The 19,003-nt window shown below is 63.9% G+C and carries 19 protein-coding genes; 13 read left to right on the top strand and 6 right to left on the bottom strand.

The features are described from left to right. Position 1 precedes the first annotated feature (1 nt). Positions 2–928: an N-acetylmuramic acid 6-phosphate etherase gene (gene murQ, locus AC0L4C_RS03905; protein WP_473402218.1), complete on the bottom strand. Its 927-nt coding sequence runs from the start codon at positions 926–928 to the stop codon at positions 2–4. Between the two features lie 71 nt (positions 929–999). Continuing rightward, positions 1,000–1,926, bottom strand: a complete 927-nt coding sequence (locus AC0L4C_RS03900; protein WP_473402217.1) for a MurR/RpiR family transcriptional regulator — start codon at positions 1,924–1,926, stop codon at positions 1,000–1,002. Between the two features lie 325 nt (positions 1,927–2,251). On the opposite strand from AC0L4C_RS03900, the gene AC0L4C_RS03895 reads away from it, so the two are divergent. The 13 genes from AC0L4C_RS03895 (at position 2,252) to AC0L4C_RS03835 (ending at position 15,063) form a co-directional block, all read left to right on the top strand. Beyond that, positions 2,252–3,070: an ABC transporter ATP-binding protein gene (locus AC0L4C_RS03895; RefSeq protein WP_473402216.1), complete on the top strand. Its 819-nt coding sequence runs from the start codon at positions 2,252–2,254 to the stop codon at positions 3,068–3,070. Positions 3,071–3,077: 7 nt separating this feature from the next. Further along, the gene (locus AC0L4C_RS03890; RefSeq protein ID WP_473402215.1) at positions 3,078–3,926 is read left to right on the top strand and encodes an ABC transporter permease; all 849 of its coding nucleotides are present in this window, start codon (positions 3,078–3,080) and stop codon (positions 3,924–3,926) included. Between the two features lie 71 nt (positions 3,927–3,997). Beyond that, a complete protein-coding gene (locus tag AC0L4C_RS03885; protein ID WP_473402214.1) occupies positions 3,998–5,158 on the top strand; it encodes an ABC transporter substrate-binding protein in 1,161 nt (386 codons plus the stop codon). A 66-nt stretch (positions 5,159–5,224) separates the two neighbouring features. Continuing rightward, the gene (locus AC0L4C_RS03880; protein ID WP_473402213.1) at positions 5,225–6,304 is read left to right on the top strand and encodes a Gfo/Idh/MocA family protein; all 1,080 of its coding nucleotides are present in this window, start codon (positions 5,225–5,227) and stop codon (positions 6,302–6,304) included. A 77-nt stretch (positions 6,305–6,381) separates the two neighbouring features. Further along, positions 6,382–7,599, top strand: coding sequence for an amidohydrolase/deacetylase family metallohydrolase (locus AC0L4C_RS03875; RefSeq protein WP_473402212.1), 1,218 nt, complete (start codon positions 6,382–6,384; stop codon positions 7,597–7,599). After that, positions 7,596–8,774 carry a hypothetical protein gene (locus AC0L4C_RS03870; protein WP_473402211.1) on the top strand — a complete coding sequence of 393 codons (1,179 nt, stop codon included), beginning with the start codon at positions 7,596–7,598 and terminating at the stop codon, positions 8,772–8,774. The genes AC0L4C_RS03875 and AC0L4C_RS03870 overlap by 4 nt, the downstream gene beginning before the upstream one ends. Continuing rightward, complete coding sequence (locus AC0L4C_RS03865; RefSeq protein ID WP_473402210.1) at positions 8,771–9,550, top strand: SDR family oxidoreductase; 780 nt, start codon at positions 8,771–8,773, stop codon at positions 9,548–9,550. Before AC0L4C_RS03870 ends, AC0L4C_RS03865 begins: the two co-directional genes overlap by 4 nt. A 14-nt stretch (positions 9,551–9,564) precedes the next feature. Continuing rightward, positions 9,565–10,566 carry a Gfo/Idh/MocA family protein gene (locus AC0L4C_RS03860; protein ID WP_473402209.1) on the top strand — a complete coding sequence of 334 codons (1,002 nt, stop codon included), beginning with the start codon at positions 9,565–9,567 and terminating at the stop codon, positions 10,564–10,566. After that, positions 10,563–10,910 carry a hypothetical protein gene (locus AC0L4C_RS03855; protein ID WP_473402208.1) on the top strand — a complete coding sequence of 116 codons (348 nt, stop codon included), beginning with the start codon at positions 10,563–10,565 and terminating at the stop codon, positions 10,908–10,910. Before AC0L4C_RS03860 ends, AC0L4C_RS03855 begins: the two co-directional genes overlap by 4 nt. Before the next feature lie 75 nt (positions 10,911–10,985). Continuing rightward, positions 10,986–11,138, top strand: a complete 153-nt coding sequence (locus tag AC0L4C_RS03850) for a hypothetical protein (RefSeq protein ID WP_473402207.1) — start codon at positions 10,986–10,988, stop codon at positions 11,136–11,138. A 52-nt stretch (positions 11,139–11,190) separates the two neighbouring features. Then, positions 11,191–12,390 (top strand): hypothetical protein, encoded by a 1,200-nt coding sequence (locus AC0L4C_RS03845; protein ID WP_473402206.1) that lies wholly within the window; start codon positions 11,191–11,193, stop codon positions 12,388–12,390. A 113-nt stretch (positions 12,391–12,503) separates the two neighbouring features. Continuing rightward, entirely contained in the window at positions 12,504–14,018 is a 1,515-nt protein-coding gene (locus AC0L4C_RS03840) for a sulfatase (protein WP_473402205.1), read from the top strand. A 148-nt stretch (positions 14,019–14,166) separates the two neighbouring features. Beyond that, positions 14,167–15,063, top strand: a complete 897-nt coding sequence (locus AC0L4C_RS03835) for a formylglycine-generating enzyme family protein (protein WP_473402204.1) — start codon at positions 14,167–14,169, stop codon at positions 15,061–15,063. Here the strand turns inward: AC0L4C_RS03835 and AC0L4C_RS03830 are convergent. The 4 genes from AC0L4C_RS03830 to AC0L4C_RS03815 all read right to left on the bottom strand — a co-directional run bounded on the left by AC0L4C_RS03830 (position 15,056) and on the right by AC0L4C_RS03815 (position 18,761). Next, entirely contained in the window at positions 15,056–15,310 is a 255-nt protein-coding gene (locus AC0L4C_RS03830) for a hypothetical protein (RefSeq protein WP_473402203.1), read from the bottom strand. The two genes, AC0L4C_RS03835 and AC0L4C_RS03830, sit on opposite strands and share 8 nt — an antisense overlap. Before the next feature lie 57 nt (positions 15,311–15,367). Continuing rightward, on the bottom strand, positions 15,368–16,171 hold the full coding sequence (locus AC0L4C_RS03825) for an ATP-binding cassette domain-containing protein (protein WP_473402202.1): 804 nt from the start codon (positions 16,169–16,171) through the stop codon (positions 15,368–15,370). A gap of 10 nt (positions 16,172–16,181) precedes the next feature. Further along, a complete protein-coding gene (locus AC0L4C_RS03820; RefSeq protein WP_473402201.1) occupies positions 16,182–17,585 on the bottom strand; it encodes a sugar ABC transporter permease in 1,404 nt (467 codons plus the stop codon). Positions 17,586–17,717: 132 nt separating this feature from the next. Then, on the bottom strand, positions 17,718–18,761 hold the full coding sequence (locus tag AC0L4C_RS03815; RefSeq protein WP_473402200.1) for a substrate-binding domain-containing protein: 1,044 nt from the start codon (positions 18,759–18,761) through the stop codon (positions 17,718–17,720). Between the last annotated feature and the right edge of the window lie 242 nt (positions 18,762–19,003).

The following is a 19,003-nucleotide window of genomic DNA, read 5'->3' as shown; positions in this document are numbered from 1 at the left end:
ATTACTGTGCCGTGCCCGAGAGGGCGCGGCGCAGCACGCCGCCGGCTTTGGCGAGACTCTGGCGCGCCGCGTCGGCGGCCTCGCCACTGAGGAGCATCAGAATCGCGAGCTTGCTGTCGTTGCTAGCACGCGCCAATGCCACCTCGGCCTCGTCGAGCGTGCTGCCCGTCGCCTCGCTGACGATGCGGGCGGCCCGCGCCACCAGCTTGCCATTGCTGGCGATCATGTCGACCATCAGGTTGCCATAGGTCTTCCCGATCCGCACCATGCTGGCGGTCGACAGCATGTTGAGCACCAGCTTTTGCGCCGTGCCCGATTTCAGACGGGTCGATCCGGTGATCACCTCCGGGCCGACGACCGGTGCAATGGAGATGTCGGCCATCGTGGCGACGGGAGAGTCGGGGTTGCAGGTCAGCGCAACGGCAGTGCAGCCCAGCGACCTGGCATAGTCCAGTGCGCCGATCACATAGGGTGTGCGGCCGCTGACCGCGATGCCGACGACGACGTCGCGCGGCTCGAGCCCGATGCCGGCAAGGTCTGCCGCGCCTGCCGCGGTGCGGTCCTCGGCGCCTTCCGAGGCGTTGACCAGAGCGCTGAGCCCGCCGGCGATGAGGCCGACAACCATGGTCGGGGACACCCCGAAGGTCGGCGGGCACTCGGACGCGTCCAGCACTCCGAGACGGCCACTGGTGCCGGCGCCGATATAGACCAGTCGGCCGCCGGCATTGAACGCCGCGACGATGGCGTCCACGGCCTGCGCAACCTGTGGCAGCGTGCGCCCCACCGCTTCCGCCACCCCGTGGTCCTCGGCGTTTATGGCGGAAACGATCTCGAGGCTGGACATCAGATCGATGTCGGTGGTTCGCGGATTGCGGCTTTCGGAGACGAGTGACTGGAGCTGGCGATGCAATGTTTCGCTGCCGGACATGACGGATTCCTGGATAGTGATGATCAATTACCGCGGGGCAGGCGGTCCGACGGTCACGCCGCCTGCGGTCCTCAGTCGCCCAGCGGCTCGAGAACCTTGCCCTTGCGGTGGTTGAGCACGGTGTACTTGATCCGCCGCAGCGTCTCGCGAGCCGAGGGATCGAGGCGATATCCCACGGCCGTCGACAGCAGGTCGATGATCAGCAGGAAGGCGTAGCGCGACGCCGTCGGCTTCAGCGGGTCCGGATATTCCGGAATATCCACGGTGAGCTTGACGTCGCAGACGGCAGAGAGTTCGGAGTCCGGCGCAGTGATGCCGATGGTCTTGGCCCGATAATGCTTGGCCAGTTCCACCACCTCGATCACTTCGCGCGTACGGCCGGTGCCGGAAATGGCGATGACCACATCGTTGGGCTTGAGCGCCGCGGCCGTCATCTTGAGGACATAGGGGTCCGAATGCGCGATGGCGACCACGCCATAGCGGAACAGACGATTCTGGGTTTCCTGTGCCAGCGCCGTCGAACTGCCACCCAACCCGAAGACCAGGACCTGATGCGCGCTGGCGATCAGGTCGGCGGCCTTGAGGATATCACCCGGGTCGACGCTCCGCTCGACGGCGGAGATGGCATTGCGTGCCTCCCCGAACACCGTGCTCCAGAGCGGCGATCCATCCGTGGTCTGCGGGACGGGTTCGCCAGGGGCGAGATAGAGGCGGCCGACAACGACGCTCTGCGCCAGCTTCAGCTTGAAATCCCGGACGCCATCGCAGCCGATGGCGCGGCAGAACCGGGTCACGGTGGGCTCGCTGGCATTGGCCCGGCGGGCGATCTCCGCGTTCGAGGCGTCCACCGCAAATGTGACATCGGCCAGAACGACATCGGCGACCCGGCGTTCTGCCGGTCGGAGTTCGCCGTAGGAATCCTTGATGATCGAGAGGATATCGGGAATCTGCTTTGAGTAGCTGTCGCCACCCTGATCGGCGGATACGTGCGTGCGCATTACGGCGCCTTTCCGCAGGTTGCTGTCGGTGCTTCCTATAACACCGCTCGCTGCAATTTCACTGCTTTCTGACACGGCTTGTTCTCTTGGCAGCCTGACTGACATCAGCAAAAGCAAGTTATTCCTCCGGATCGTGTAGGAAAGTTACAAGACCCGCAAGGGCAAAATAGGTCAGCAATTCTGGCGTTCGTAAGGTAGGCGCGCACTGAAGCGTTTGGTCGCTTGACTCAAAATGTAGGTTAGTTACACACTAGGCGGGCCGGTGGCGGCCGCTCTGAGGGGAGCAGCCGCGGGGACACTGGCGGGCACCGGGTCGCGAGGGACAATGACTGCCGCAGATCAGCCAAAACTGAGAGTGAACGACGCGACCAAGGCGTACAGCACCCGCTCGGGCGAGTTGCTCGCCATCGACCGCTGTTCGCTGGACGTGCGGGCCGGAGAAATCGTCTCGATTGTCGGCCCCTCCGGCTGTGGCAAGACGACGTTGCTCTGGTCGATGTCAGGGCTTCACAAACTCAGCGCCGGCGAAGTGCTCCTCGATGGTGTGGCGATCGACGGGCCCAGTCCCGAGATCGGCATGGTCTTCCAGGACGCCAACCTGCTCCCGTGGCGCAACCTCGATGCCAACATCAATTTTCCTTTCGAGATCAAGGGCACCAAACCTGATCGCACCTGGATCAACGATCTGTTGGGTCGTGTCGGCCTGGGCGGTTTCGGCGGCCGCTTCCCGCGCGAACTCTCGGGCGGCATGCAGCAGCGCGCCGCGCTGGTGCGCGCACTCTCGTTCAAGCCTTCCGTGCTGCTGATGGATGAGCCATTCGGTGCGCTCGACGCCTTCACCCGCGAAGAGATGAATCAGCTGGTCGAAGAGATCTGGATGGCGGCGCCGACCACGATTGTGCTCATCACCCATTCGATCGAGGAAGCCATATTCCTTTCGGACCGTATCGTGGTGATGAGCCCGCGCCCGGGCCGTGTCGCCAGCATCCACGAGGTGCCGTTCCCGCGGCCGCGTTCGCTGGAGATCATGGCGACGAGAGAGGTCTTTGACCTCACCAACATCATCAAGATGGAGATCGTCGGCGAGCAGAAGAGCCGCTACGCCCGACCCTCCGACGCCCCTGTGGCCCAGCCCGCACTTTGAGGACGACATGAGCGAGACTGACGCCATTCCCGAGTTCAAACGCAAAGGCGCAACCAGCGGTGAAGTCGGCATTTCTGGCGGCATGTCGGCGCTCGCCGCCGGCCCCGGTATCCGCTCGCTGGGCGAAGCGCTGGCCATCGTGCTGGTTGCCGTGTTCATCGTCGGCGGCACCGAGCTGCTGCTGAACCTGTTTGCGGTGCCGCAATACGTCCTGCCAAAGCCCAGCGAGATCGCCGTGGCGCTGGTCACCGACTTCCCGCTCATTGCGCCGCATCTTGGTCATACCCTGATCGAGCTGTTTGCCGGCTTCGGCATCGGCGCTGTCGTCGGCCTGATCCTCGCGGCGGTGATCACCCAGTTTCCCTTCGCCGAAAAGATCATCACGCCCTACATCCTGCTGCTGGTGACGACGCCGATGCTGGCGCTGGTGCCGCTGCTGATCCTGCGCTTCGGCTTCGGCTACGAGCCGCGCATCATTGCCGTGGCGCTCGCCTCGGGGCCGATGGTGATGATCAATGCCGCCACCGGTTTCCGCCGCGTCGACAGCGGCAAGATCGCGCTGGCCCGCTCCTACGGTGCCTCCACCCTGCAGATTTTCTGGAAGGTTCGCGCGCCGATGGCGCTGCCAATGATCTTCGTGGGGCTGATGGTCGGATCGATCTTCGGCCTGCTCACGGCAGTTGGCGCCGAAATGGTCGGCGGCGGCTTCGGGCTGGGCAACCGGCTCACCTCCTATTCCTCCATGATCCAGATGCCGCAGTTCTTTGCTGTGGTGCTGATCCTCTCAATTCTGGGCATCCTCATCTACGTGCTCTTCTTCCTTCTGGGAAAGAAGTTCGCCAGTTGGGAGGCCTGAGACTGCACCGTCGTCAAGGGAGGCGACGGCCCGAAAGACTACCAAAACAAACCGTCATACAGGGGTAGAATATGACCAGCTTCTTGACTTCCGGTGGCCTCAGCCGCCGCACTTTCCTTCAGGTTTCCGCAGCCGGCGTGGTGACTGCCACGGCCCTGGGCGGCATCGGCAGTGCCCATGCTTCGCCCTATTCGAAGTTCACCTGGCTTTCGCCGCGTGGCACGCTCGAGGTGCTCGACGATTTCGGCTTCTGGATGGGCAAGAAGCTGGGCTATTTCGACGACCTCGGCGTGCAGGTGGACATGCAGCCTGGCCCGTCCGATGGCACGGCGACGGTGAAATTCGTCGATGTCGGCCAGGCCGACATGGGCTTCCCGTCGCCCGGCATCTTCTCGTTCGCGCTCGAGAACGGCATGAAACTGAAGTCCGCCTTCCACTGGGGCGCGCTGGATACCTTCAGCCTTGCCTTCCGCAAGGGCGAAGGCAACAACGACCTCAAGGCGCTCGAAGGCAAGACCATCCTCCTCGGCTCCGCCGCGTGGCAGTCGATCGTTGATCCGATGCTGGCTGTGCACGGCGTCGACATCAGCAAGATCAAGTACGTCGAGGCCGGTTGGCCGACCTGGGGCACGGCGCTCGCTGCCGGGCAGGGCGACGCCGCCCTCGCCTGGGAAGGCCTGCGTGCCGAGTGGATCTCCACCGGTCTCGATTTCGAGTACTGGCTCGGCGTGCAGCGCTCGCCGTTGTTCGCCAACACCTACGTGGTGCGTGCCGCCGATCTTGAGGATCCCGACAAGAAGGCCTTCCTCGACAACTACCTGCGCGCCTGGTCGATGGGTCTCGAGGCGTCCTATCACAACCCCATGGCTGCGGTGCATGCCGTGTTCGAACAGTTCCCCTCGGTGGCCCAGGCCAACGGCCCCGAGCAGGGCGCCATGTCGATGCTGCAGAACCTCAACGTCGTGCGCGGCGACATGTCCAAGCGCAAGGGCTGGGGCGATCACGACATGGCTGCCTGGCAGACCTTCTTCGACAAGGTCCACGAGCTCGGCCAGATCAGCAACCCGATCAAGGCAGAGGACGTGGTCACCAATGACTGCATCGCGGCCGCCAACGACTTTGACCACGAAAAGGTCAAGGCCGACGCGCTCGCTTATGAACTGCCGGCCGACCTGGCCGCGGTCGATATCGAGGCCGTGAAGGCCCATCTGTTCGACCAGGCCATCGCGTGAACTGAATGACGACGTGGGCGGCCCTGCGCCGCCCACGGTTCTTGCTCAATTGCATGGGAGGGCCGGATGGCCGACAAGGTGCGTGTCTTGGTGGTGGGGCTTGGAAACATGGGCAAGTCCCATGCGAGCGCCTATCATCGCAACCCGGGCTTCGAAATCGTGGGCATCATGAGCCGCACGATCACGTCAAAACCGCTGCCGGACGAACTCAAGGGCTATCCGCTGTTTGAGGACTTCGATACGGCGCTGGCGGCGACCAAACCCGATGCGGTGTCGATCAACTCCTGGCCGAACACGCACGCCGAGTACGCCATCAAGGCCATGAACGCCGGCGCCCACGTCTTCATGGAAAAGCCGATTGCGATCACTGTCGAAGATGCCGAGAAGGTCGTGGCGACAGCACGGGCCACCAACCGCAAGCTGGTGCTGGGCTACATCCTGCGCGTGCATCCGAGCTGGATGAAATTTACCGAACTGGCACAGACACTGGGCAAGCCGCTGGTGATGCGCCTCAACCTCAATCAGCAGTCGGGCGGCCCGACCTATGACTGGCACAAGAACCTGATCGACTCCCTGATCCCCATCGTCGACTGCGGCGTGCACTATGTCGACGTGATGTGCCAGATGACGGGCGCCAAGCCGGTGCGCGTGCACGGCATCGGCGCCAAGCTCTGGGCCGAGGCCGACAAGCAGAACTACGGCCACCTGCATGTCGAGTTCGATGATGGCTCGGTCGGCTGGTACGAAGCCGGCTGGGGTCCGATGATGAGCGAGGTCGCCTATTTCGTGAAGGATGTGGTCGGCCCCAAGGGCGCCGTTTCGATCGTCCCCAATCCCAAGGCGCACAAGGATGGCGTCTCGGACTCGTCGGACATCGACCAGCACACCAAGACCGATGCCATCCAGTACCATCACGCCGAAGTGGCGCCAGGTGACAAGAGCTTCGTCCACAAGGACGAGATCTTCACCATGACCGACGAACCCGATCACCAGGAACTCTGCGACCGGGAACAGGCCGTCTTCCTCCAGGCGATCAACGAGGACATCGACCTCTCGGACTCCATGGATGCGGCAGTCAACAGCCTGCGCATCGTGCTGGCCGCCGAGCAGAGCATCAACGAGAAACGGGTCGTCGAACTGGCCTGACCGAACAACGCCGCAGAGTCGCTGCAACGGAGCCGGGCGGCCCCGTTGCAGGGTATTGCGCACCCCGGAGGCACCACGTGTCAGTGTCTGAACAAAGATCGAACTACGACCTCGTGCTCAAGGGCGGTCGCGTCATTGACCCGCGCAACGGTGTTGACGGCACGATGGATGTGGCCATCAAGGGCGGCCGCATTGCCGCCATCTCCACCAGCATCGATGCCGGTACCAGCAAGGTGCGCGACGTGGCAGGCTGTGTCGTGGCCCCGGGCCTGATCGACATCCACACCCACGTCTACCACAAGGCGACATCGCTCAGCGTCGACCCGGGCCTGATCGCCCGGCGCTCCGCCTGCACCACGCTGGTCGATGCCGGTAGCTCAGGCGCCGGCAACTATGACGGCTTCCGTGACTATGTCATGGCCCAGTCGCCCTACCGGATCTTCGCTTTCCTCAACATTTCATTCCCCGGCATCTTCGGCTTTGACAAGGATGTGTCGATCGGTGAGGCGACGCTGCGCTCCATGCTGCCGGTGCACCGCTGCGTGGAAAAGATCGAGCAGAACCGTGACCGCATCATCGGCGTGAAGGTGCGCATCGGCGGCATCGTCACCGGCGACTTCGGGCTGGGTGCACTCGAACTGGCGCTGGAGGCCGCCGAGGCGGTCGGGCTGCCACTGATGACCCATATCGGCACGCCACCGCCGAGCTACTCGGCGGTGGTGGACATGCTCCGCCCCGGCGACATTCTCACCCATTGCTACCGTCCCGACCCCAACTCGGCGATCGGCGAGGACGGCAAGGTGCTCGACGCTGTGTGGAAGGCGCGTGAGCGCGGCGTGCTGTTCGACATAGCTCACGGCATGGGCGCCTTCGGCTATGACACGGCCGAGGCCGCATTGCGCGACGGCTTCAAGCCCGACCTCATCTCCTCGGATGTGCACGTGGTCGCGGTCGAAGGGCCGGGCTACGACCTGCTGCACACCATGAGCAAGCTGCTCAACTGCGGCCTGACGCTGGCCGAGGTGATCGACATGTCGACGAGCCGGCCTGCCCTCGCCATCCGACGCCCCGAACTGGGTCATCTGGGTGTCGGGGCAGCAGCGGACATCACCGTGCTCAAGCAGTTCGACAGCAACTACGTATTCGAGGATGTGGTTGGCACCAGACGGCAGGGGTCCACGCTGATCCAGCCCGTGGCCGTGTATCTCGGAGGGGGCGAGATGGAAGTCAGTCGCCGGCCGTTCGAAGAGGCCTTCCTCGTGCATGGCCATGGACCCTCCGGGATGGCGTCATGAGCTACAAGGCAATCTACAGCTACGCCTGGGACCTTGCAGAAACCGGCGTCGGTGCTGCCATCGACGAGTTCCAGGCCCTCGGCCTCGACACCGTGACCATTGCCGGCAGTTATCATGCCGGCAAGTTCCTGCGGCCGCACGGCAAATCCGGCAAGGTCTACTTCCCCGAAGACGGCACGACCTATTTCCAGACTGATGCCATGCGCTACGGCGCCATCAAGCCGCTGCCCAACAGCCTGCTCGCCGGGCAGGACGTGCTCCGCGAGCTCGTCGACGACGGGCGCATGGCGGTCAATGTCTGGCTGGTGCTGCTGCACAACAGCGCCCAGGGCATGCGCCATCCCGACAATGTCGTGCGCAACGCTTTCGGCGATCCTTATGTCTATAACCTCTGTCCATCGGCGCCGGAGGCCCGCGCCTATGCCAGGGGCCTCGCCAAGGACGTGACCGAGAGCTATCCGGTTGCCGGCATCTCCATGGAGGCGCCCGGCTTCACGCCTTACGCGCATGGCTATCATCACGAGTTTGCGCTGCTGCGCAGCAACCCGTGGCTTGAGAACCTGCTCGGGCTCTGCTTCTGCGACCATTGCGTGGCGCGGGCCGAAGCGCAGGGGATCGACGCCCGCCGGCTGAAGTCACAGGTCGCCAGGGATATCGGCGCCTATCTCGACAGCGACATCGACTTTCCCCCGGACATGGCCGAGGCGTTCTGGCGCGCCGATATCGTCGCCGATGGTGATCTGCGGCGCTATCTCGATTTCCGCAACGGCGTGGTGACATCGCTGGTCGCGGAAATCCGGGCCGATGTCCGCGCCGATGCCAAGGTCTCCGTGGTCCCGTCGGTGGCGCGGCCAACTGGCGGCGCCTGGTACGAGGGCAGTGACCTCAGCGCGTTGGGCAAAGCCACCGGAATCATCGAGGCCTGCTTCTACGAACCGTCGCCCATCCGCATCAAGGCAGACCTCTTCGACATCCGTCGTCGCATCGGATCCGATGTGACACTGCGCGGCATCCTCAGGCCGTCATTCCCGGACCTCGCGACGGAGGGCGACTTCATCGCGGCCGTCGAGGCATTGCACGCCGGCGGCGTAGACGAACTGGCCTTCTACAATTATGGCCACCTGCGGCAGGCCAATCTGAACTGGATCGCCGCCGCACTTAAGAGGGTCGCATGAGCAAGGCATTTTCGGGCAAGACCATCGCCATCACCGGCGCTGCCGGTGGCATCGGCCAATGGCTGTGCAAGTTCTTTGGCGAGGAGGGCGCGACGATCGCTGCGCTCGACCGCAGCGAGGCGGTCCTGGCGCTGCCGGCGACGCTCGGCAAGCAAGGCATCACGGCAAAGGCCGCAGTAGCGGATATAGCCGATGGCGACGCGGTGGCGCGGGCCTTCGCCGGCCTCGGCGAGGTCCATATCCTCATCAACAATGCCGGTGTGTCGCGCTACCCAACGCTGGCCGCGACCGACCCGACCGCATGGCGGGCCGACATGGACGCCAATCTCAATGGCGCGTGGGCCTGTGCGCATGCCGTGCTGCCGCAGATGGTCGAGCGACGTGCCGGAAATATCGTCAATGTCGGTTCGGTCAATGGTCTGTCGGCGCTGGGAGATCCGGCCTACAGCGCCGCCAAGGCCGGCATGATCTCGATGACGCGCTCGATCGCGCAGGAATATGGCCGCTACGGTATCCGCGCCAATATCGTGCTGCCGGGTACCGTGCGCACCCCCATCTGGACCGAACGCCTCGCCAAGGATCCGGATGTGCTCAAGACGCTCGAGCGCTGGTATCCGCTCGGCCGCATCGTCGAACCGGACGAAGTGGCGCGCGTCATCGCCTTCCTTGCTTCCGATCTGGCGAGCGCTGTCACCGGCGCCGCCATCCCCGTCGATTGCGGGCTGACATCGGGCAATATCGTGATGGCCCGCGAACTCACGGTGGAAGACTTCTGAGGGGGAGAACTGACATGGACAAGCTGCGTATCGGTATTATCGGCCTGGGGTGGTTCGGCGAAATCCATGCCGAAACCATCGCCGGCGTCGCCAATCTCGAGCTCGCCGCACTCTGTACCCGTACGCCGGACCGGCTGCAGGCGATGGGCGAGAAATTCGGGGTGAAGAAGCTCTATCGCGACTATCACGACATGCTCGCCGACCCCGACATCGACGCGGTCTCGATCTGCACGATGTGGGATCAGCACACCGAGCCGGCTATCGCGGCGCTGCAGGCCGGCAAGCACGTCTTCCTGGAAAAGCCCATCGCTTCGACCGTCGACGACGCGCGCAAGATCACCTCCGCCTCCAAGGGCGCCAAGGGCATCCTGTTCATCGGGCACGTGGTTCGCTTCAACCCGCGCTATCGCATGGCCAAGCAGGCGATCGATGAAGGCCGGATCGGCAAGATCCTGGCCATGTCGTCGCGGCGTAACATTCCGGCAGCGTGGACGCCGTCCATCCTCGACAAGATCGGGCCGATCGTCGGCGATGCCATCCATGACACCGACATCATGCTGTGGTTCAGCGGCGACAGGATCGCCTCGACCTACGCCCAGACGGTTGACCTGCGCGGCCTGAAACATCCCGATATCGGCCAGACCATGTACCGGTTCGCGGGCGGCGCGACGGCGACGCTGGAGACGGTCTGGTGCATGCCCGACAAGACGCCGTTCGACATCGACGAGCGCATGTCCATCATCGGCACCGAGGGTATCATCCACGTCCAGGACACGTTCCCGAACCTGGCAGTGGTCGATGGCAACAAGCTGCATTCTCCCGACACGACCTACTGGCCCATGTTCAACGGCACGCGGGGCGGCGCATTGCGCGACGAGTTCGTCTACTTCGCCGCCACGGCGCTGAGCGGTGGCGACGTGACCATCGGTACACCGGAAGACGCCACGGCCGCTCTTGAGGCGACATTGGCGGCAGAAGAGTCGGCGCGCACCGGCGAAGTGGTGCGGATCCCATGAGCGACTTCGTCTTCGACCATATCGGCCTCACCACAACCCAGCCGCAACCGCAGGAAGACTGGGTCGAGGCTAGCAGGATATGGGTCACAAATCCCCGCAATCACCCCGAGCACATCGAGTTCCTGCGCTATCGCGAGGACAGCACGGTGCCCGACGCCGTCCGCGACAACCCGCACGTCGCCTACCGGGTCAAGGACCTCATGCCGCATCTGGAGGCCGATGGAGTCGAGGTACTGATCCCGCCATTCATCGTCGGCGATTTCCTCGAGGTTGCGTTCGTGCGCAAGCACGGCATGATCTTCGAGTACATGCGCTACCTCAGGGAGGGGTGGTTCGGCGCCTGAAACGAAAGGGGCTATGAACACACAGTCCGAGACCGTAACGGAACCGATATCTACCGGTTCAACGACGTCCTGATCATGATCAAACGTGCCCTGCCAGGTGAAGCGCCCGAGGCGAGCGCGACGATCAGGGAAGCGGAGGAGCGCTGGCGGCTTGCTGTCGGCGAGTGCTTCAGTCAGTCTTGGCGGCCCACGGACATGATCTTCGATCTCGGCACAGCCGGTCGATGACATTGCGCCCGTGGGGTCGAGGATCGTGCACGTTTAGAGGGAGAGAGAAGTGATGTCGGGTAACAGGCCTGAGCAACGCTGGGTTGCGAGCCAGCACAATTTCGCGCCGGGCGTAGACGTTCCTGTCCACCCGGTCGAACTGCATGACCTTACCTTGCGCGACGGCGAGGAAGCTGCCGACCTTGCCTTCACCACTGCCGACAAGGTGATGCTGGCTGAGGCATTGGCCCGGCTCGGCATACGGCGCACCGAGATATTCCTGACCGTTCCGGGATGGCAGGAGGTTATTCGCGAGATCACCCGCAGGCAGCTCGGCCTTGACCTCTGGGTCACCTGGCAGCCCGGCAAGGTGGAAAAGGCATTTGAGCTCGGCGCCCGCCACGCCATGGTCTGGTATCGCGTCGGCGAGGCGTTCCAGCAGCACGTGTCCAAACGGCCCGAGGCGGAACTCTTCGACACCATGGTCGAGCAGGTCCAGGCTGCACGGCGGGCCGGCGGCGTCGTCAACCTGTTCATGCCGGAATCGACCCGGGCCGACATCGGACACATCACCCGCGCTGCCAGGGCCGCGGAGGAGGCCGGCGCCAGCTACGTCACCCTCGTCGATTCCCAGGGTGTCGCCCGGCCGGCGGCCATGGCCTTTCTGTTGCGCCACCTGAAGGCCAACACGGGTCTCAAGGTTGAGGTTCATTGCCACAACGACTTCGGGCTTGCAGTTGCCAACGTCCTCGCTGCCTACGAAGCGGGGGCCGACGTTCTGCAGGTGTCTCTCAACGGCATCGGCTACAGGGCCGGCAATGCCTCGCTTGAATCCGTCGCCATGGCCCTGGAGGTGCTCTACGGCGTCGACACCGGCCTCCGGCTCGACCTGCTTGTCGATACCTGCCGTCACGTCGAGTCGATTACCGGTCTGGCCAATGGCTACTTCAAGCCAATCGTTGGCGAAGGCGCATTCCGCTTTGAGCAATGGGGACCGATCGAGGCCTTCACGGCAGCCGGAGAGCGTCGCCACGCGTTCCCCTTCGAGCCCGAGATTATCGGCCGCGTGGCAGAGGCTGTCATCGGCAAGTGGAGCGACGTGGCTGCGGTAATGCAGAAACTCGCCGAATATGGACTGACCGCCAGCGCTGACCAGGCTGCAGCCATATTGATGTCCTGCCGGCGCCACGGTGCTGCCCGGCACAGGGCGCTCAACGACAGCGAGTTTCTGACGATTGCCGAGCGCCTTGGCGCCTCCGGCTCCGAGGCATGAGTCTGGTCCTCCCTCGCATGGCTCACCTGACCGGGCCGTCACCGCAATAATGGATTGCCTCGACGGCATCGCGTGACTGGGCGCGAGCTGTGAATCAGAACCGGGAGCCTGCCGTGAAGACCGTCCTTGTGATGTTCGATTCTCTGAACCGCCATGTTCTGGGACCGTACGGCGGCAAGGTTGCCACGCCCAATTTCGACAGGCTTGCGGCGCGCTCGGTCACCTATGACAATCACTGGGTCGGGTCTATGCCATGCATGCCCGCCCGTCGCGACATGCTGAGCGGGCGGCTTTCCTTCCTGCATCGCAGCTGGGGGCCGCTCGAGCCCTTCGACCAGACCTGGCCGGACCAACTGCACCAGCAGAAGAGCACCTACAGCCATCTGGTGACCGATCATTTCCACTACTGGGAAGATGGCGGCGCCACCTATCACAACCGCTATGACAGCTACGAGTTCTTTCGCGGGCAGGAGGGCGATCCATGGGTGCCCCTCGTCGACCCAGACTGGACCGCCCAGGCCGCGGGCTATCATCCCAGCCAGCGCGGCAGCGCCAAGCGGAGCTACAACCGGCACAACATCCTCAACCGGACCCGGATCACCACGGAAGCCGATTTCCCGTCCGTGCGCTGCTTCGATTCAGGTCTGAGCTTTCTCGACGCCAATGCAGAGGCGGACAACTGGATCCTGCAACTCGAGACGTTCTCGCCGCACGAGCCCTTTGTGCACGCTGACCGCTTCCGCGCCGCGCCGCGCCCCAATTCCGGGATCCGCGACTGGCCGCCCTATGGTCGCGCCGACGCGGCCGATGCGGAGGAGTCGGCCGAACTGCGCGAAAGCTATCAGGCGCTGGTACGCATGTGCGACGATCAGCTCGGCCGCTTGCTGGACCGCTTCGACCGCGACAATCTGTGGGCGGATACGGCGCTGATCGTCACCACCGATCACGGCTTCCTGCTGGGCGAACACGACTTCTGGGCCAAGAACCGGATGACGATGTATGCCGAACTGGCCCACATCCCGCTCTTCTTCCACGATCCGCGCCAGCCCGCCGGAGGAACGCGAACGGACGCTCTCAGCCAGACCCCGGATATGGCGGCCACCCTCTACGATCTCTACGCCGCGGCGCCGCCCGACACCTGCCAGGCGCTGTCGCTTGCTGCGCTGCGCGATGGGCAGGCCTCACGGCAAGCGGTGATGTTTGGCTACTTCGGCGGGGCGGTGAACCTGGCGGACGGCCGCCACACCTACCACCGCTATCCCGGCGATGTGATGGCGCCGGGCCTCTACCAATATACGCTGATGCCCACGCACATCATGTCGTTCTTTTCCGCCGAAGAGCTGCGGCAGGCCACGCTGGCGCCTCCCTTCAGCTTCACCATGGGCATGCCCGTGCTGAAGGTGCCTGCCATTCCCGCTTCGCCGATGAACCGGCACTACGGTCCCGGTGTCCTGCTCGAACACGAGACAAGACTGTTCGACCTGCTCGAAGACCCGCTCCAGACGACGCCGCTCGACAGTCCCGAACTTGAGACACGGCTGGCGGAAACCATGACCTGTCTGATGCAGGCCAACGACGCGCCGCCCGAGGCCTTCCAGCGGCTCAGCTTGGCCCGAGCAACGCGATAAACAACTTGGCGTGCTTGATCCCCGCAACCGTCTCGTCTTCAAGTGAAGCAACGTTTGGTGATGACTCTGGCAGTGCCGGCGGGCATTGCTCTGTGGCCAGATCGGAGGAGGAACCATGTCGTCGTCTTGCTGCTCGCCCAGTCGCGGGATGTCAGCGCCCCTGCCGGTCAGCGCTGATACGGACGCCGGTCGCGGCGATGCAGGGGAGCGGATCCTTTTTCCGGCAACCCGCAGCTTCGTCGGCACCAGCAATCCGCTGATCCCGCAGGATGGCGAGGGGCCGAAGCGACAGGTCAACCTCGGCGCCTTCTGGCTCGAGGCCACTACCGTGACCAATGCAAGGTTTGCATCTTTTGTCGCGGCCACCGGCTACACCACCGAAGCCGAGCGCTACGGGTGGTCGCCGGTGTTTCGCGGCTTGCTGGACGAGACGGCGCCGCCGCCATCGATCGGTCAGACCCCGTGGTGGGTCAAGGTGGATGGTGCCTGCTGGTCGGCGCCGGAGGGCCCCGGAACCACAATCGAGGGACGGGAAGATCATCCCGTCGTGCAGGTGTCCTGGGCCGACGCCAAGGCATTTGCGGCCTGGTGTGGCGGTCGCCTGCCCGGCGAGGCGGAGTGGGAACACGCGGCGCGTGGTTCGCTGCCGGATCCGCGCTTTCCGTGGGGCGATGCGGAGCCCGATAACAGCACCGTCTATGCCAATATCTGGCAGGGGCAGTTCCCGCACACCAACCTGATGACCGACGGCTATCTCGGCACCAGTCCAGTCACGGCGTTTCCGCCCAACGGGATGGGCCTCTATGGCATGGCGGGGAATGTCTGGGAGTGGACGAACGACGCCTTCAGGGTGCGCTCGCAGAGCCGTCAGGCAAAACTGCGCAACGAGCATGCGCGGTCGGCCAACGAGCGCGTGATGAAGGGCGGCTCGTTCCTCTGTCATATCAGCTACTGCTATCGATACAGGATCGCCGCGCGCTCCGCCCTCGCGGCAGATTCCTGCGCCAGCAATACCGGCTTTCGCGTCGCCTACGACGTCAAGTGATGACCAGCGCCGTGAGCGCTGACAGGATGACCAGTACAAGGGTTGCAAGTAGCAGCCGGACGCGGTCGCGCCGGTAACGCGGCTCGAAGAGTCCCGCGCGAAACGCCTGCAACTGCGCCTTCATGTTCGGCAGTGTTTGACCTGAGCTGGCCACGGCTTCGGCGCGCAATGCGAACAGCAGGCGAAAAGCCAGCACCGCCCAGACCAGAAAGGCACAGCCCTGGACGACAAGCAGGATCGGTAGCACGCGATCAGGCCCTTCCTTATGTTCAGTCGACTGGCGAGTTGTGCGCCCGCGCCATGGCTACATCGCGCCGGGGCCGGGAACGGCGCCGGGCGGGCACTTGCCCAGAATGATCATGCCGAGCACTTCGTCCTTGGTCACCTTGCCCACTTCGGCAGTGCCGACGACGACACCGTTCTTCATCACCGCGATGCGGTCGGCGAGATCGAACACGTCGTGGATGTCGTGGCTGATCAGGAAGATGCCGATGCCCTGTGCCTTGAGCTGCTTGATCAGTTCGCCGACCTGGGCCGTCTCCTGCGGACCCAGAGCCGCGGTCGGCTCGTCCATGATCAGGATACGGGCATTGAAATGGATGGCGCGCGCAATTGCCACCGATTGCCGCTGGCCGCCCGACAGTGACTTCACCGGATCCTTGAAGCGGCGGAAATTGGGATTGAGCCGCCCCATCACTTCGCGGCACTGCGCCTCCATGGCGATATCGTCCAGCGTCCCCCAGCGCGTGCGGAGTTCGCGGCCCAGATAGAGGTTGGCAGCAGCATCCACATTGTCGGCCAGCGCCAGTGTCTGGTAGATGGTCTCGATGCCGAGCGCCTTGGCATCGCGCGGGTTGTCGATGCTGGCCTCCTTGCCGTCGACGAAGATGCTGCCGGAGTCGCGCCGGTAGGCGCCCGACAGCACCTTGATCAGCGTCGACTTGCCGGCGCCGTTGTGGCCGAGCAATCCCACCACCTCGCCGGGATAGAGATCAATCGAGGCATGGTCGACGGCTTTGATGCCGCCGAAGGCGATCGACACGTCGCGCATTTCGACAAGCGGCACGCCGCGCGCACCTGCCTGTGTCTGCATGGATTCGGTTGTCATCTGTGCCTCCCTACTTCACCCGCCGCCGATAGAGCTGGTCGACGAACACGGCCAGCACCAGCACAAGGCCGACGACGATATTTGTATAGGCGGAATCCACATTGAGCAGCGCCATGCCCGACTGCAGCGATTGCATCAGCAGGGCGCCGATGATGGCACCGTAAATGGTGCCCACGCCGCCCGCCAGCGAGGTGCCGCCAATCACCGCGGCAGCAATGACATAGAGTTCGCTGAGCGTGCCGAGCGCCGTTGTCGCCGCATCGAGACGTGCCGAAGCGATAACGGCCGAGATGCCGACGAGGCCGCCCATCAGGCTGAAGACCATGACGGTGAGCCGCTTGGTATTCACGCCGGCCAGCTCCGCCGCCTCGGGATTGCCGCCGGTGGCAAAGACATAGCGGCCGAACCGCGTCCGTCGGGCGATGAAGGTCATCACCAGGCCGACCGCCAGCGTGATCAGCACCGGGATCGGATAGCCGGTCTGGAAACTCAGCCCGTCAATGCAGTTGACCACCTTGTCGCCGGCCATGCAGATGGCCTGGCCACTGCGGTCTTCGACGCCGGCCGGGATCGGAATGTTGTTCTCAAGGGCAAAGCGCTCGGCCACACGTGGCGGCCACAGATAGGCGTTGACGATGGCGGTCGTGCCAAGCACGGCGACGCAGCCCACCACGGCGGTCATGATTTCGGCCCAGACCGGCTTGGGTGCGAAGTTGAAGGTAAGCCGGCGGCGGCGGCTGAGGAGCACGGCCGCACCGATGGCAACGCAGGCTACTGCCGCAAGCACCCAGCTCCAGGTCGGGCCGATGGAGGCCAGCGGACCGTTGCCGCCGATAAGCTTGAAGGTCTTGTCCATCGGCGCCACGGTGACGCCACTGGCAATCAGGAAGGCACCGCCGCTGAAGGCGATCAGGCCGCCCAGCGTAACGATGAAGCTCGGGATCTGGCCATAGGCAATCAGAAAGCCGTTGAACATGCCGATCGCTGCGCCAAGGCCTATGGCGAACACCACGGCGATGATCCAGATCGCCGGATGGCCGACGCCCAGCAGCGGGCCGAGATAGAAGACCTGCAGCACGCCGGTGGCCACGGCGACGATGCTGAGCATCGAACCTACCGAGAGGTCGATCTGACGCAAGACAATGACCAGCACCATGCCGGTAGTCATCACGGCGATCGTCGAAGTCTGGACCAGCAGGATCCAGAGGTTGCGCGGCGTCAGGAACGAGCCGCCGAACAGCCCGCCGCTTCCGGGTCGCAGAATGCCGCTGGCGATATCGAAGCCGCACCAGATGAACAGCAGTGCTGCCAGCATGCCGATCATGCGGGTGTCGATCTCGGCCGCCCGGATCAGCCGCTGCACGATGTTCTCGCTCGCATTCGCCGGCCCACCGGCATTTGTATCACTGGCCATGCCCACTCCCATGGCCGATCGTTGCGGCCGCTATTCGGTGCGGCGATCACGCGCCGTCGGTGTCTATGAGTGTTGACGAAAGACCGCGCCACCCGTTGCTGGTGACGCGGTCAGACGTTCAGGTCAGGTCGGTCAGTTGCAGGCAGCAACCGTACCGGCGGCGACGCCGGCGCAGGCCTGATCCTTGGTGATGTGACCAGCGTCGATCGCCACCTGGATGTTGTCCTTGGTGATCGGCGTTGGCGCCAAGAGGATCGAGTTCATCTCGACGCCCTTGGCGCCGCCGCTGAACTTGCCGACGCCTTCGATCGAAGTCGGGTCGGTGCCATCGGCGAGAGCCAGCGCGGCATTGGCAGCCACGGTGCCGAGGTCGATCGAGTTCTTCCACACCGACACCAGCTGCGTGCCCAGGGCAACACGGTTGATGGCAGCGAGATCGCCGTCCTGGCCGGTGACCGGCACGGTGCCGGCGAGACCCTGCGCATCGAGGGCCGCGACCACGCCCGAAGCCATGCCGTCGTTCTCGCTCAGCACGGCATCGACGCCGTTATTGGTCGAGGTCAGGCACTGCTCCATGTTCTTCTGGGCATTGTCCGGCTTCCAGCCGTCCGTGAAGGTCTCGCAGACATTGGTGATTTTGCCGCTGTCGAGCGAGTCCTTGAGTACTTCCATCATGCCCTGGAACAGGAAGGTCGCGTTCGGATCACCCTTGTCGCCCTTGATGAAGGCATAGCGGCCCTCGGGCTTCGCCTTGAGCATCTCCTGGGCCATGATGCGACCCACACCCACGTTGTCGAACGTGATGTAGAGCGCGCTCGGATCTTCGAACTGCACGTCATAGGCAATCGACTTGATCCCGGCGTCGTTGATCTTCTGGATCGAGGGCAGGATGGCGTCGGAGTCATAGGCGACCACGAGGATCACGTCGACATTCTGCGAGATCAGGCTTTCGATGTCGGCGGCCTGCTTCTGTGCCGAACCCTGCGCGTCGGTTGACACATAGGTGTTGCCCGCGCCCTCGACGACCGCCTTGATCGCGGATTCGTCAGTCTTCCAGCGCTCTTCCTGGAACGTTTTCCAGGACACGGCGATGGTCTTGCCTTCGGCCAACACCGCCGTCGGAGCAAAGCTCACGACTACGGCCCCTGCGAGCAGGGCCATTTTCTTGAATACCATTATGGAGTCCTCCCAGACTGCATGCGGAATATGTTTCGCATGACCTCTACTTGGGGCAATCCGCACAATAGTTCCGCGGCTAGGGTGTCGACTTGACCCGATCAATGCGCCACGAACGCTGCAGCAACTGGCGCGCGCTGTCAATTGCGATGTCATCTTGCACAGAAATATAAGTCTGGTTCAGTCAAGTCAGACGTTGGTCTCACCCATTGACCGCCGGCCCGGCTGCAAGTGAAAGTGGC

Source organism: Devosia sp. J20-27, from assembly GCF_055808595.1.
The sequence above is the reverse complement of the archived record's forward strand: the minus strand, read 5'-3'. Positions and strand labels throughout refer to the sequence as shown.